Origin of the sequence: Acetobacter persici (assembly GCF_018256955.1) — a bacterium.
GTDB lineage: Bacteria > Pseudomonadota > Alphaproteobacteria > Acetobacterales > Acetobacteraceae > Acetobacter > Acetobacter persici.
In genome coordinates, this window is sequence record NZ_JAERKU010000003.1 from 166,744 (window position 1) to 180,972 (window position 14,229).

Consider the following 14,229-nt stretch of genomic DNA (forward strand, 5'->3'; position numbering starts at 1 on the left):
AATAATACAGATTTCACGGCGTCCTGCGCGCAAACTTCTGTCACAATAAAAAAGAGCCACAGCAGATGTTGAGACTGGACCCTTTTCTCCTCGGCCTGATCTGTACCATTTTTCTGGCGACAGTCCTGCCCTGTCATGGCGCTGCTGTGCCTGTTTTCCAGTGGCTTGCGATTATTGTCATTGCCGTGATGTTTTTCCTGCAAGGCGCGCGGCTCTCCCGCAAGGCGGTGGTGGACGGCGTGATGGCCTGGCGGCTGCATCTGATTATCCTGGCGTGCACATTTGTGCTGTTCCCGCTGCTGGGGCTGGCCGCTCATGCTCTGGCGCCGGGGCTTTTACAGAATGACGTCTGGATGGGCGTACTGTTTCTGTGCTGCCTGCCGTCCACCGTGCAGTCTTCCATTGCCTTCACCTCCATTGGCGGTGGCAATGTGCCAGCGGCGGTCTGTGCCGCGACGGCGTCCAATATTGCCGGGATTTTTATCACGCCTTTTCTGGTCGGGCTGGTTCTCAGTAAACATGGCGGCTCGTCCGGCAATGTCCTGAATATTGTTTTCCAGCTTCTGCTGCCTTTTCTTCTGGGCCAGTTGCTTCAGCCGTGGATCGGGGGGTGGGCGCACCGGAACAAAAAGCTGCTTTCCCTCACGGACCGTGGGTCTATTCTGATTGTGGTCTACACGGCCTTCAGTGAGGCCGTGATGCAGGGCCTGTGGCACCGCCTGCCGCTCAGCCAGCTTGGGCTGATTGCGTTGGTGGATTTTCTGCTGCTCGTCTGTGTTCTGCTGATTACCGCTTATGGCAGCCGTATGGCGGGTGTGCCGCTGCGTGATGAGATTGCCATTGTGTTCTGTGGCTCCAAAAAAACACTGGCGTCAGGTGTGCCGATGGCCAACGTGCTGTTCCCTGCATCCTCTGTCGGGCTTATCGTCCTGCCGCTGATGATCTATCACCAGATCCAGTTGTTCGTCTGTGCGGTGCTGGCCCGAAAGTTTGCCCGCATGACGCAGGAAAGCGCGGAACGCCTGCCAGCGGCAGGAGAGCCGCAAAAGGAGTAAGACGTGGCGGGGCTTGATCCGGAAAACTGGGACGCATTACGGGCACTTGGACACCGGATGCTGGATGAAATGCTGGATAACGTCCAGACCGTGGCTTCCGGCCCCGTCTGGCAGCCTATGCCTCCTGCTGTGCGGCAGGCGTTCCGGGACGCAGAGCTGCCGGTGCAGGAAACCTCTCTGACCGCGCTGTATGAGCAGTTTGCACAGTCGGTCGTGCCTTACGCGACAGGCAACCGGCACCCCCGGTTTATGGGATGGGTACATGGTGGCGGTACAGCGCAGGGGATGCTGGCCGAGTTACTGGCTGCGGGGCTGAACGCCAATCTGGGCGGGCGGGATCACGCGCCGATTGAAGTGGAGCGGATGGTGATCCGCTGGGCCGCGACCATGCTGGGCTTTCCGGAAACAGCGACGGGCGTTCTGGTGACCGGCTCTTCCATGGCCAACTTCATTGCCGTGATTACCGCCAGCCGCGCAGTGCCGGGTGGTCTGGAAATGCGGAGTGCGGGACTGGCCGGACGCAGGCTGGTTGGGTACGCCGCCCAGACGGCCCATGGCTGTATTGCCCGTGCGTTTGATATGGCAGGGTTGGGTACGCAGGCCCTCCGCCGCGTTCCGGTGGATGCGGACTTCCGGATGGATCTCGCGGCGTTGCGCCGCATGGTGGCGGAAGACCGGGCTGCCGGGCTGGAGCCATTTGTAGTGGTGGGCACCGCCGGAACAGTCGATACCGGCTCTGTTGATCCGCTGGCGGCGCTGGCGGATTTTGCTGAAGCCGAGGCGCTCTGGTTCCATGTAGACGGCGCGTTTGGTGCCATGGCCCGCCTTTCTCCGGAACATGCTCCGGCTCTGACAGGCATGGAGCGTGCCAACAGCATTGCGTTTGATTTCCATAAATGGGCGCAGACACCGTATGACGCCGGATGCATTCTTGTGCGGGAAGAGGGGCGGCAGGCAGCGGCTTTTGCGCAGTCTCTGGCCTATCTCTCGCGCGAAGATCGTGGGCTGGCGGCCGGGGCTCCGTGGTTTTGTGACCTCGGGCCGGACCTCTCACGTGGGTTCCGTGCGCTCAAGGTCTGGTTCACGCTGGCGTCTTTCGGGACGGAACGACTTGGGCAGATGGTGTCACATTGCTGTTCTGTGGCGCAGCATCTGGCCGCACGGGTGCAGGCAACGCCCTGCCTTGAACAGCTGGCCCCTGTCACGCTCAACATTGTCTGCTTCCGCGTTGTTGCGCCGGGCGTGGATGAATACAGGCTGAATGGAGAATTGGTAAAAGACCTTCATGAAAGTGGGGTTGCCGCGCCTTCTACCACCATCGTGCATGGCAAGCGCGCCATTCGGGCTGCAATCGTTAATCACCGCACAATAGACGCAGATGTTGATCTGATGCTGGAAACGCTGTTGAAACTGGCCGAGAAACGCCTTGGACATACGCTGGAACGTCAGGCGGCGTAAACGGGAGGCGCAGAGGCGCCTGAAAAAGTAGTGTTGGAGAGCGGGAAAAGGTAATTTTGAATACTCACATCAGGGGTATTCAAGAGCCTGCGGTGAGGGGAGTGAGTCTCCTGTTGGTTCTTTTTTCCTTTTTTTATTCTCGCAACTGTCGTGAAAAACGTCCTGTCGTCCGGGTAAAAGCCACAGGAAAACTCAATGTTTTTTATAAGAAATGGTTTTGAGATGGGTAAAAAGGCCCATTTCAAAAGTATCATTGATAAAAATCACAAGTTTTTCTGATGGCGGTGGCGTAAATATATCTCTTTTTTTGAGAATATATTCATATTCGTTGCTCTGTTGCCCCTTAAAAAAATCGGCATTTTCAAGGGTGTTCGCTCTGAAAAAACCGAGCTTTTCAAGGAGTGAGATAGATCCGGTGTTGCGCGTATCTACAAATGCTCGTGCGGTTGTGACGTCTTTTCGGTCAAATATATTTTCAAGCGTTTGAGTGACCGCCTCAGATCCAATGCCTTTGCGCCAAAAGGCAGGAAAAACATGATACCCTATAAGGGCATCTTTCCCTGTAATTGTTGCCTGAGTATAGCCTGCGGCAACCTTGTTGCTTCCATATCGGATAACCCAGTTTAGCCAGATTTCATGGGCATCTGGCGGCCCTCCGGATACGAGCACCTGATAGCGTTCACGGAGAGTTTCAGGCGTGTCCGGAGGTGTATCAGGAATAAACTGATAGGCTTTCGCATCTGATAATCCGGGAAACATCTCTACCGCATCTTCAGGACGTAACGGTACGAGAGAAATATTGTTATTGAGATGTAGTTCTTGAGCCATTCTATGGTTTTATACGGGCTGTCTTTATTGACAAGATCACTGTCCTGAAGGCAGGAAATTCCTAGAGCCAAAGTAACAGAGGAGGGCACGATCATGATCATGAGTCTCGCTATTGTTCCTTTCCGCCGCTCTGGGCTCTTTCCCGTTTAAAGGGCTGTTGGCGGAATTTAATTTCGCCACGAAAGACAAAAAATCTGACCATACTTACATCTTATGGCTTGAACGCTGCGACCATGTGCGCGGTTCAGCAGGTATCGGGACGTGATCAGCTTCCCGGTCGCGTTATTTCTCAGCAGCGTCATTGTCTCACCGTCGTAACGGCAGCAGGGCTGTTGCAGGCGGATATTGCCGGGCGGTTGCTGCATACGTCCGCCCCGCTGGAAAGGCCAGCCATCGGGGACTGGGTGATGTGTTCGCCACGTAAGAGCGAACAGCGCGCAACGATCCACAGCGTATTGCCACGTTCGACGTGTTTCGTCCGCAAGGAAGTCGGTAAACGGACCGGTTCACAGGTCATAGCGGCCAATATTGATGTGGCATTTCTCGTTATGACGATGGGGGAAGATTTTAATCTCTCTCGCCTTGAGCGTTATCTGACTTTGACAAAAGAGAGCGGGGCTACCCCCGTTATCATACTGACTAAAGCGGATATGTGCGACAATCCAGAAGCATGTATGCAGGCGGCCAGAGCATGCGCTCCGACTACTGATATCCAGATAGTCTCCGCTTTTGATGGAACGGGTATTGAGCAGACAGCTTTATATCTGACCGGACACAGAACAGGCGTGATGGTCGGCAGTTCGGGGGCTGGAAAATCAACTCTGCTGAACGCGTTGTTAGAAACGGAGTATGCCGCAACGGGGCATGTGTCGCCGTTTGCGGAAAAAGGACGCCACACGACGACACACCGCGAACTGGTTCGTCTTCCTTCGGGAGGGTTGCTCATTGATACGCCGGGAATGCGTGAACTCGGAATGATCGGCGCGGATAAGAGTATTGATGAAAGCTTTAGTGACTTTACGTCGCAGATTGAGCGAATTGCGCAGGAATGTCGTTTTCGAGACTGTCAGCATCAGGCGGAGCCTGATTGTGCTGTACGGACTGCCCGTGCAGACGGCAGAATCGACAGTCGACGCTGGAATAACTGGCTCAAATTAAAACGGGAAGGTGCTTATCAGGCCGAGAAAGAAGATCCGGAATCCAGAAGAGCCAAACGACGTGAGCAGATCAGGCTTAATCGACAGTCACGGTCATTGAGACGAAATGATTAAGTCGACTGAGCAAATCGGCTTCCTTGTGCCTTCTGCCTGAGGAGTTATCCGATCATCAACGTCTTCCGGGTTGAGAAGAGTCTTATCGTTATGTTGTGACCCGGAAGGCCTTCAATCTCTCCAGATTGCCCGGCTATCAGCTTATTATTCCTCATTTGGGTGAGGGGTGGGCACTTTTGAGGAACTGGTAATCAGAACACAGGGGAAGCAACATCTGTTCATGCTCTTGCCTCTGTGTTCTGGATGCGGAGACTTGATGTGTTGGGCCTGCGGGGCGCATTTAAGCTCTTGCGCCCCTGCCGCGTCGACCTGGGAGGTTCTGCTTTTCATCAAACAGGCCGGAGAGGGCCTGTAGCATGGTGCCGCCCAGTTCTTCCGCGTCGGTAATTGTCACGGCGCGCTGGTAATACCGGCCGACGTCATGGCCGATCCCGATGGCTGTCAGTTCGACCGGGCTGCGGTCTTCAATCTGATGAATAACGGCCCGCAGATGGTCTTCCAGATAGGATGCCGGATTGACGGACAACGTGCTGTCATCCACCGGCGCGCCGTCTGAAATGACCATCAGGATTTTGCGCGCTTCCGGCCGCCCCCGGATGCGTTTCCATGCCCAGAGCAGGGCTTCCCCGTCGATATTTTCCTTCAGCAGCCCCTCACGCAGCATCAGACCCAGATTAGGTCGCGCCCGCCGCCAGGGCATATCCGCGGCTTTATAGATAATGTGCCGCAGATCATTCAGGCGTCCCGGTTCTGCGGGTTTGCCGTCTTTTACCCACTGCTCACGGCTCTGGCCGCCTTTCCACGCGCGCGTGGTAAAACCCAGAATCTCCACTTTCACGCCGCAGCGTTCCAGTGTGCGGGCCAGAATATCCCCGCAGGAGGCCGCGACTGAAATGGGGCGGCCCCGCATGGAGCCGGAGTTATCAACCAGCAGCGTAACAACCGTATCGCGGAATTCTGTCTCGCGTTCCCGTTTGTAGGACAGGGAGAGCATGGGGTTGACCACAATGCGGGAGAGGCGGCCTGCATCCAGCATGCCGTCATCAAGGTCAAACTCCCAGGAGCGCGTCTGCTGCGCCATCAGGCGACGTTGCAGCTTGTTGGCAAGGCGGGAGACAACGCCATGCAGCGTGGCCAGTTGCAGATCAAGCTGGTGGCGCAGGCGGTTCAGTTCCTCCGGGTCACACAGATCTTCCGCTTTGATTTCTTCATCAAACGCGGTGGTGTAGGCGTGATAGCTGCCTGCGGTTTCTCCGGCTTCGCGTTCCGGGTTGCTGCCGGGGCCTGCGGCTTCCCCCGTTCCATCCGCGCCTGCGCCTTCCCGTTCTTCTTCCAGCCCTTCCGGGGAGGTCTCTCCGCCGCCGCCAATCAGTTCAGGCTGCGGGACCGGCTCGGAAGAAGAATCCGGCTCCGGCGGAGCGTTTTCTTCCTGAGCTTCCGGGGGCGGAGCCGTGCTGTCATCTTCATTTGCCGCAGAGTCGGAGCCGTTTTCATCCGCTTCCATCTCGTCCGACGGAGCGTCATCGTCTGTCAGGGAGCAGGCTGCCAGCAGCTTGCGTGTGGCTCTGGCATAGGCTGTCTGGTCATCCTGAGTGAGTGCAAGATTTTCCAGCGCGGTTTGCGCCTGAGGGGAGAGTGCAGCCTGCCATTTGCGCAGGATGGGCTGTGCGGACTCAGGAGCCGGTTCGCCTGTCAGCCGCTCACGGGCCAGCAGTTCGAGTGCTACGGCGGGGGAGAGTTCGTCAGGGTCTGTAATCCGGTCCAGCCCGGCTGCCTGACACTCTTTTTCCAGCCTGTAGCGCAGGTTGGCGGCAACACCCCGCATATGGCGTGCGCCGACAGACTCAATCCGGGCCTGTTCCAGAGCGTCATAGACGTCTCGCGCTACCGTATCCTCTGGCTGGCGGGCACGGTGCAGGTCAAAATCGTGGTGTTTCAGGCGCAGGGCCTGCGCATCAGCCGCCCCGCGAATACGTTCGATTTCTTCCGCATCCATATGGCGGGAGGGCTGGGGGAGGCGTATTTTTCCGGCAAGGCTGATCGGCCCCACAGGCATGTTGCCTGTGTGGAATGAAACATCCGTATCCCGCTGGCCGCCAATCGCGCGCAATGTTGCCGCTGTGGCTTGCTTGAACGCATCCACTCTGGTCTGCCCGGACTCGCTGGCTGGCCGGTTATGGCCAGACGGTGGAGCGTGCGCTCCCTTCCTGCTGTCAGCCATTGATAAAGCCGCTCTCCGTTTGTGCTTCAGGCCCGCTTATCGGGGCAGGGGGCTTTTGTTGAAGCAGCGCTGATAATACTCGGCCACCATGCCGCGTTCCGCCTCGTCACATTTGTTGAGGAACGTCACGCGGAAGGCAAACGCCGTGTCCTTGAAGATTTTCTCGTTTTCCGCCCACGCAATGACAGAGCGTGGAGACATGACGGTGGAAAGGTCTCCGGCCATAAATCCGGCGCGGGTCAGTTCGGCCAGCGCCACCATGCTTTCAATCGTGCGGCGGGCTTCTTTATCATCCGGGCTGATGCCCATGCGGGACAGGACAATGCCGACTTCCTGCGCATGGGGCAGATAATTCAGGGATGTGACGATGTTCCAGCGGTCCATCTGGCCCTGATTGATCTGCTGCGTGCCATGATACAGGCCGGTCGTGTCCCCCAGACCAATGGTGTTGGCAGTTGCAAACAGGCGGAACCACGGATGCGGCTTGATCACGCGGTTCTGATCCAGCAGCGTAAGCTGGCCTTCAACTTCCAGCACGCGCTGAATGACGAACATCACATCCGGGCGGCCCGCGTCATATTCATCAAAAACCAGTGCGCAGGGATGCTGGAGGCACCAGGGGAGCAGGCCTTCCTGAAATTCGGTAATCTGCTGGCCATCCCGCACCACAATGGCGTCCTTGCCGATCAGATCAATACGCGAGACATGGCTGTCCAGATTGATGCGGACGCAGGGCCAGTTCAGGCGCGCGGAAATCTGTTCGATATGCGAGGATTTCCCGGTGCCGTGGAATCCCTGCACCATCACGCGGCGGTTGAAGGCAAATCCTGCCAGAATGGCCAGTGTGGTGTCATGATCAAACAGGTAGGCGGAATCAATCTCCGGCACATGCTCTGTGCGGATGGAGAAGGCCGGAACCATCATGTCGGACTCGATGCCAAACACCTCGCGCACAGAAACCTGAAGGTCAGGCGCAGAAAGAGCTGAAATCGGGGGAAGAGCGCCTGTGGTGCTCAGGCTGGCAGAATCAGTCATTCTTTATCCGTCTGGTAGGTGGAGCATTCTGGTGAAGCAGGCAGACACAGCGATGTATCCGGGCTGCCTTACTGATAATGCAGGCAGCATGGCATGGTTACCCCGCTTTTTCGAGGCCCTGTGACGTAAGATGTGCCCTGACGACCGTGAACGCAACGTTGATGCTTTTCAGCCGCTCTTCCGAGCGCCGGTCTCCATTATTGGCATCCGGGTGATGTTTGCGGGCCAGTGAGCGGTAACGCGCTTTTGCATCTTCCAGTGTCACAGGCCAGGGCAGGCCCAGCGTTGCCAGCGGTTCACGCAGGGCTTCCGGTGCCGCAGGCTGCGCACGGCTTTTTGCGCGTTCTGCACGGGAGCGGCGGTTCTGGCCGAGGATATCCAGCGGATCTAGCACGTCTTCTTCATCAAAGGTCTGCTTACGGGGCTTAGCACTCTGGCCAAATGCCCAGGATGGCCGATCCCATGCGATATCGGCGCGCAGATGCGCTTCGATCTGGCCGGGTGACATCCCTTTGTAGTAATCCCACCGTGCGTTATACTCCCGCACATGCTCGAGGCAGAACCAGTAATACTGGTTGAGAGTCTCGCGTGAGCGGGGGGCACGGTAGCCTGCCGGCTTTTCACAATCAGGCATGTCACAGCAGCGCTGGGGCGCATCCGGGTCCGGATCGAACGCCCGGTGACGGGTATTCCTTCGCTTCATCATCAGGGTTATGTGCGTGCTGATGTGTTCTGTGCAAGAGGGAACGTAGGATGACACAACGCAATTCAGCTTCCACGCCTGAGGCAGATGGCATCCGTGCCCGCCGGGTGAGGGACACTCTGACGACGGCTTTCCAGCCCGTCCGGCTGGAAATTCTGGATGAAAGCAGCCGCCACGCCCACCATGTGGCCATGACGCGCGGCCCGGAAGCGGGTGCAACGGAGACGCATTTTCGCGTTCATCTGGTCAGCCGTCTGTTTGAAGGGGTGAGCCGGGTCAACCGCTCCCGTATGGTGCATGACGCACTGGGATATGAGTTTGGCAGCGGACTGCATGCTCTCGCGCTGACGCTGCGCACCCCGGAAGAAGAAAGTGCTCTGGCATGACCTTTCAGGGCTCAGGCCTGACACGCCGGACGATAATGCTGCTGGCTCCGGCCTTTCTGGCTGCCTGTGCGACCGGGCAGGGCGGCCGGACGGGTCCGCAGGCCAGCGATACGGCGCGGGTTGAGGCGTGGCTGCGGGCCGCAAAGCTGGAGAATGTCCCGTTTACCCAGACGTGGCCAAACGGGACGACTGGCGGCGGGGTGCTGACCTATCATCCGGGTTATCTGCACCTGAACTATAGCGTGCCGCATAAGATGGACCTTGAAGCATCCGGTGCGCATGCCGTGTTCAAAGACAGCCAGACGGGGTCTGAAACACGGATGGGGCTGGCGCATAATCCTCTTGGCGTGCTGATGGGGAACCCCATCACGCTTTCAGGGCCGGTGACGGTTACCGATATTCAAAAGCCTGCCGGGATTTTGCAGATTTCGCTCACCCGCACGGAAAACCCTTCACAGGGGCTGGTGACGCTGATTTTCCGGGATGCGGGGCAGGCGCTGGATCTCTATGAACTCCGTATTCTGGATGAGCGGCAGCGCACGCTGTTTATTCGTCTGGGAGCGATGTGAGGGCTGAGGGTGTGCTGCCAAAAACAGCACGCCAGCTTTCTGCTAGTGCGGCATCCAGTTGAGCCAGTGTGACAGCCAACCCCAGCTTTTCAAAACTGGTGACGCCAAATTCACGAATGCCGCAGGGCACAATGCCTTCAAAGTCTGACATGCGGGGATTCAGATTGATGGATACCCCATGCCAGCTGACCCAGCGGGACACACGCACCCCGATGGCGGCAATTTTTTCCTCCTGCCCGGTTGCAGGGTCAATCACCCAGACACCAACGCGCCCCTCCCGGCATTCGCCTTTGAGCCCGAACGCGGAGAGGGTGCGGATAACCCACTCTTCCAGCCCGTGAACGTAAGATCGTACGTCACGCGCGCGGACTTCACCGTGGGCGTTGTGCAGATCAAGCATCACGTAGGCGATTCGCTGCCCCGGTCCGTGGTACGTCCATTGTCCGCCCCGGCCGGCGTCATAGGTGGGGTAGTGGTGCGGGTTGAACAAATCTTCCGCTCTGGCGGATGTGCCGGCTGTAAAAAGCGGCGGGTGTTCAAGCAGCCAGACCCGCTCTGCAGCCTCACCGGCCCGGATTTCTCTGGCCAAAGTCTGCATGCGCGTCAGGGCGACAGGGTAGGAAACAGGCTTTTTGCTTATTTCCCATAAAAAACGTCCGTTGGTCATTGCCGCGTGTTCCCGCTTCGGTTATAGGGCTTCTCACCAAACGGTATCGCCTTTCAGATGCTGGTTGTCACGTGCGGTCGTGGCGGAATGGTAGACGCGCAAGCTTGAGGTGCTTGTGGGGGAATACCCCGTGGAAGTTCGAGTCTTCTCGACCGCACCATTTTTCAGCTCTCACAAAAATCAGTTCAAAAGTTTCTGGTTTCTGTGAGAGCTGTTTTTCTCAAAATATCAGAGTTTAAACAGCTTAGCGCTGTATTTTAACGCATTTGGCCATATTCAGGCCCTGCTTTCCCGGTTTAAAAAGAACACTGAGCTTTGTTGCTGTATGGCGTCACACACGCCCGCATCTCTGCGCGCCGCATCCTGTTGCGGTGTGAGGGGCAGGTTTGATTTGACGAACGGGTCTTCCCGCGATTACGTGCCACAGTGTTCACGTTCTGTTGTAACTTATTTTTAAGGTGTCATATTCGTGTCCAAGCCCAAGCCTTTACGTAAAGCAGTCCTGCCGGTTGCAGGGCTAGGTACACGCTTCCTGCCGGCGACCAAGGCCATGCCGAAGGAAATGCTGACAGTTGTCGACAGACCGCTGATTCAGTACGCCATTGATGAAGCGCGTGAAGCCGGGATTGAAGAGTTCTGCCTGATTACAGGCCGCGGCAAAGACTCTCTGATTGATTATTTTGATATTGCCTATGAGCTTGAAGCGACGCTGCGTGAGCGCAACAAGCTGGATACCCTGAAAGCTCTGGAGCCAAGCTCTATTGAGGCCGGGTCTCTGGTTGCTGTGCGCCAGCAGGAACCGCTGGGCCTTGGTCATGCCATCTGGTGTGCCCGCAGCTTTATCGGGGATGACCCGTTTGCCATTCTGCTGCCTGACGATATCGTGAAGTCCGGCACGTCCTGCGTAAAGCAGCTTGTGGATGCCTATAACCAGACCGGTGGGAATGTGGTGGCGGTGACTGAAGTGCCGCGTGAGCAGACAAACCGCTATGGTATTCTGGATATCGGCAAGGATGATGGCCGTCTGGTGGAAGTGAAGGGCCTTGTTGAAAAGCCCAAACCGGAAGACGCCCCCTCCAACCTGTCCATTATTGGCCGTTACGTTCTGACTCCGGACGTCATGACGCATCTTGCCAAGCTGGAAAAAGGTGCGGGTGGTGAAGTGCAGCTGACGGACGCCATGGCCAAGACCATCGGGCATGTGCCCTTCCATGGTCTGCGCTATGAGGGTGAGCGTTTTGACTGTGGCAACAAGATCGGCTTCCTGGAAGCGCAGATTGCCTTCTCTCTTGAGCGTCCGGATCTTGCGGATGAAGTCAGGGCATTCCTGAAGAAGTATACCTCTCAGATCTGATGAGGTTTACGCACACGTTCAATCCGACCAGTCTCCGCGAATATGATATTCGCGGGATTGTCGGGAAAAGCCTTACGTCTGAGGATGCCTTTGCTATTGGGCGGACGTTCGGGACTGTTGTCGTTCGTCATGGCGGTAAAACTGTTGTGACTGGCTATGATGGGCGCCTCTCTTCCCCCGAGCTTGAGCAAGCACTTGTGGACGGGCTGGTAGCCTGCGGATTGAATGTTGTGCGGGTTGGCTGTGGTCCGACGCCAATGCTGTATTTCGGTTCTGTCTCGCTTCAGGCCGACGGTGCGGTGATGGTGACGGGGAGCCACAATCCGGCGGATTATAACGGCTTCAAGATGATGCTGGCCGGAAAGCCTTTTTTTGGTCCGCAGATTCAGGAGCTGGGTGATCTGGCCTGCACAGGGGATGTCGTGTCTTCTCGGGGGGGCACGATCCGCGGAATGGATTTGCGGGCGCGCTACGTTCAGAGACTTCTGGAAGACTGGGATGGAGGCAATAAGCCTCTGAAAGTGGTCTGGGACAACGGCAACAGTGCCGCAGGGGATGTTCTGCAAAAGCTGGTGGCAGGATTGCCGGGGGACCATACCGTTCTCAACGGTACTATTGACGGCCATTTTCCGGCACATCACCCAGACCCGACCGTTGCTAAAAATCTTGAACAATTGATTGCCGAAGTACGCCAACAAAAGGCGGACGTCGGTCTGGCGTTTGACGGGGATGCCGACCGTGTTGGCGTGGTGGATGATCAGGGTGAGATTCTCTGGGGGGATCAGATTCTGATTCTTCTGGCGCGGGACGTGCTGAAAACCCATCCCGGTGCTACGATTATCGCCGACGTCAAAGCCAGTCAGGTTCTGTTTGAAGAGGTCAAAAAGGCCGGTGGCGTGCCGCTGATGTGGCGGACCGGACACTCTCTGATCAAGACCAAAATGGCGGAAACAGGGGCTCCGCTGGCCGGGGAAATGTCAGGACATATTTTCTTTGCAGACAAATGGTATGGTTTTGACGATGCCTTATATGCTGCTGTGCGGTTACTGGGCATTCTGGCGCGGCAGGACAAGCCTTTGTCCGCAATCAGAGAAGCCCTTCCCCGCGCGGTCTCCACGCCGGAGGTGCGCTTTGATTGTGATGATACGCGCAAGTTCAGAGTGATTGAGGACGTTGCTGCGCGGTTAAGGCACGAGGGTGCGGACGTCTCTGAAATTGATGGTGTCCGGGTCAATACACCGGATGGCTGGTGGCTCCTCCGTGCGTCCAACACACAGGCTGTACTGGTTGTGCGTGCCGAAGGTCAGGACGAGGCGGCTCTTGAGCGCCTGAAACAGGCCGTAGTTGCGCAACTGGCGCGCTCAGGGCTCTCCGCTCCGGATTTTTCCGGCAATAATGCTGGGCACTGACAGGGCCATCTGCGGTTTTTTGTAAAAGCGCGGAGGCGGGGTGCCGGCTTCGTGTTTTTTGGCTTCTGTGCCCGTGCTGTTCTTAGATTTTGCGCACGATGGGCTGATGCTGTTGGCGGAGGCTATCTCCGAACTGCATGGCAGGCGGCTTTTTCGGCAAACTGTGGAGGGTGCGGCTCTCGGCTTGAAGTTTCCGGGCGGCGTCGCCATTTGGGTTTCGACAAAATGTTTCTTTCTGACTATATAGAGGACCTATGTTGTCCGGTTTAGTGGACCCTGTGGGGCGCCGCATCTCCTACCTTCGTGTTTCGGTTACAGACCGGTGTGATATGCGGTGCACGTACTGCATGTCCGAACGCATGACTTTTCTCCCGCGTGCCGATGTTCTTGATTTTGAAGAATTACTCCGCCTCTGTCAGGTTTTTGTAAAACAGGGTGTCAGAAAGCTGCGTATTACCGGGGGGGAGCCTCTGGTGCGCCGGGATATCGGTCCGTTTTTTGAAACGCTGGGGCAATGGCTGCATCACCCGGAACAGGCAGGCACTCTGGATGAACTGACCCTGACAACCAACGGCAGCAGGCTGGCCCTGTATGCGGAAACGCTGTTCCGGGCTGGCGTCAGGCGCGTCAATGTCAGTCTGGATACGCTGGATGAAGAGCGTTTTGCGCATATTACCCGTCGGGGAAAGCTGACGGCTACGCTGGATGGTATCCGGGCCGCGCGTGAGGCCGGTCTGGCCGTGCGCGTCAACGCCGTGGCCATGGCAGGCGTGAATGATGATGAGTTTGACGCCATGCTGGCATGGTGCGGAAAAATTGGCGCTGATCTGTGCCTGATTGAAACCATGCCAATGGGAGATACGGGAGAAGACCGGACAGCCCGCTATCTGCCTTTGGCTGATGTTCGCGCGGATCTGGCCCAACGCTGGACTCTGGAACCGCTGATGGACCGTTCAGCCGGACCCGCACGGTATATGCGGGTCGCGGAAACAGGGCAGCGCATCGGGTTTATTACGCCGATGAGTCATAATTTCTGCTCGACCTGCAATCGTGTTCGGCTGTCCTGCACAGGGCAGCTCTACACCTGCCTTGGGCATGAAGACGGTGCTGATTTACGCGCAATTCTGCGGTCTGGCGGGGATAATGCGGCCCTGCTGGCGGGAATACAGTCAGCGATTGACCGGAAGCCGCTGCGGCATGATTTCATGCTTGGGGCTCATCCCGGTGAAGTATCCGGGCCTGTGCGCCATATGAGTGTTACGGGCGGTTAAAA

At 57.1% G+C, this 14,229-nt stretch carries 13 protein-coding genes and 1 tRNA gene; 9 read left to right on the top strand and 5 right to left on the bottom strand.

Annotation, left to right across the window (positions count from 1 at the left end; genetic code table 11):
- The first annotated feature begins 65 nt into the window (after positions 1-65).
- Entirely contained in the window at positions 66-1,055 is a 990-nt protein-coding gene (locus JK199_RS05150) for a bile acid:sodium symporter family protein (RefSeq protein WP_025828809.1), read from the top strand.
- A gap of 3 nt (positions 1,056-1,058) precedes the next feature.
- A complete protein-coding gene (locus tag JK199_RS05155; protein WP_212374280.1) occupies positions 1,059-2,513 on the top strand; it encodes a pyridoxal phosphate-dependent decarboxylase family protein in 1,455 nt (484 codons plus the stop codon).
- A gap of 192 nt (positions 2,514-2,705) precedes the next feature.
- Here JK199_RS05155 and JK199_RS05160 read toward each other — a convergent pair whose 3' ends face one another.
- The gene (locus tag JK199_RS05160) at positions 2,706-3,341 is read right to left on the bottom strand and encodes a GNAT family N-acetyltransferase (protein WP_212374282.1); all 636 of its coding nucleotides are present in this window, start codon (positions 3,339-3,341) and stop codon (positions 2,706-2,708) included.
- Positions 3,342-3,559: 218 nt separating this feature from the next.
- On the opposite strand from JK199_RS05160, the gene rsgA reads away from it, so the two are divergent.
- Positions 3,560-4,612 carry a ribosome small subunit-dependent GTPase A gene (gene rsgA / locus JK199_RS05165; RefSeq protein ID WP_212374284.1) on the top strand — a complete coding sequence of 351 codons (1,053 nt, stop codon included), beginning with the start codon at positions 3,560-3,562 and terminating at the stop codon, positions 4,610-4,612.
- A 280-nt stretch (positions 4,613-4,892) separates the two neighbouring features.
- Here the strand turns inward: rsgA and cobT are convergent, their stop codons facing one another.
- From cobT to JK199_RS05180, 3 genes are all read right to left on the bottom strand, one after another.
- The gene (gene cobT, locus JK199_RS05170) at positions 4,893-6,833 is read right to left on the bottom strand and encodes a cobaltochelatase subunit CobT (RefSeq protein ID WP_086655278.1); all 1,941 of its coding nucleotides are present in this window, start codon (positions 6,831-6,833) and stop codon (positions 4,893-4,895) included.
- A 36-nt stretch (positions 6,834-6,869) separates the two neighbouring features.
- Entirely contained in the window at positions 6,870-7,868 is a 999-nt protein-coding gene (locus JK199_RS05175; protein WP_077930009.1) for an AAA family ATPase, read from the bottom strand.
- A 97-nt stretch (positions 7,869-7,965) separates the two neighbouring features.
- On the bottom strand, positions 7,966-8,574 hold the full coding sequence (locus tag JK199_RS05180; RefSeq protein ID WP_077930008.1) for a DnaJ domain-containing protein: 609 nt from the start codon (positions 8,572-8,574) through the stop codon (positions 7,966-7,968).
- A gap of 47 nt (positions 8,575-8,621) precedes the next feature.
- On the opposite strand from JK199_RS05180, the gene JK199_RS05185 reads away from it, so the two are divergent.
- Together JK199_RS05185 and JK199_RS05190 are read left to right on the top strand one after the other, a co-directional pair.
- Positions 8,622-8,957, top strand: coding sequence for a BolA family protein (locus JK199_RS05185; protein ID WP_025828540.1), 336 nt, complete (start codon positions 8,622-8,624; stop codon positions 8,955-8,957).
- Positions 8,954-9,526, top strand: a complete 573-nt coding sequence (locus JK199_RS05190) for a hypothetical protein (RefSeq protein ID WP_212374286.1) — start codon at positions 8,954-8,956, stop codon at positions 9,524-9,526. The genes JK199_RS05185 and JK199_RS05190 overlap by 4 nt, the downstream gene beginning before the upstream one ends.
- Here JK199_RS05190 and lipB read toward each other — a convergent pair.
- Entirely contained in the window at positions 9,504-10,193 is a 690-nt protein-coding gene (gene lipB, locus JK199_RS05195) for a lipoyl(octanoyl) transferase LipB (protein ID WP_212374288.1), read from the bottom strand. The genes JK199_RS05190 and lipB overlap by 23 nt on opposite strands.
- Positions 10,194-10,266: 73 nt before the next feature.
- Between lipB and JK199_RS05200 the strand changes: the two genes are divergently transcribed.
- The 4 genes from JK199_RS05200 to moaA all read left to right on the top strand — a co-directional run bounded on the left by JK199_RS05200 (position 10,267) and on the right by moaA (position 14,227).
- Positions 10,267-10,353: transfer RNA gene (locus JK199_RS05200), tRNA-Leu, on the top strand.
- Positions 10,354-10,662: 309 nt separating this feature from the next.
- Positions 10,663-11,547 carry a UTP--glucose-1-phosphate uridylyltransferase GalU gene (gene galU, locus JK199_RS05205; protein WP_077930004.1) on the top strand — a complete coding sequence of 295 codons (885 nt, stop codon included), beginning with the start codon at positions 10,663-10,665 and terminating at the stop codon, positions 11,545-11,547.
- Positions 11,547-12,956, top strand: a complete 1,410-nt coding sequence (gene pgmG, locus JK199_RS05210; protein ID WP_212374290.1) for a phosphoglucomutase/phosphomannomutase PgmG — start codon at positions 11,547-11,549, stop codon at positions 12,954-12,956. The genes galU and pgmG overlap by 1 nt, the downstream gene beginning before the upstream one ends.
- 254 nt (positions 12,957-13,210) lie before the next feature.
- Complete coding sequence (gene moaA / locus JK199_RS05215) at positions 13,211-14,227, top strand: GTP 3',8-cyclase MoaA (RefSeq protein ID WP_212374292.1); 1,017 nt, start codon at positions 13,211-13,213, stop codon at positions 14,225-14,227.
- Positions 14,228-14,229: the final 2 nt, after the last annotated feature.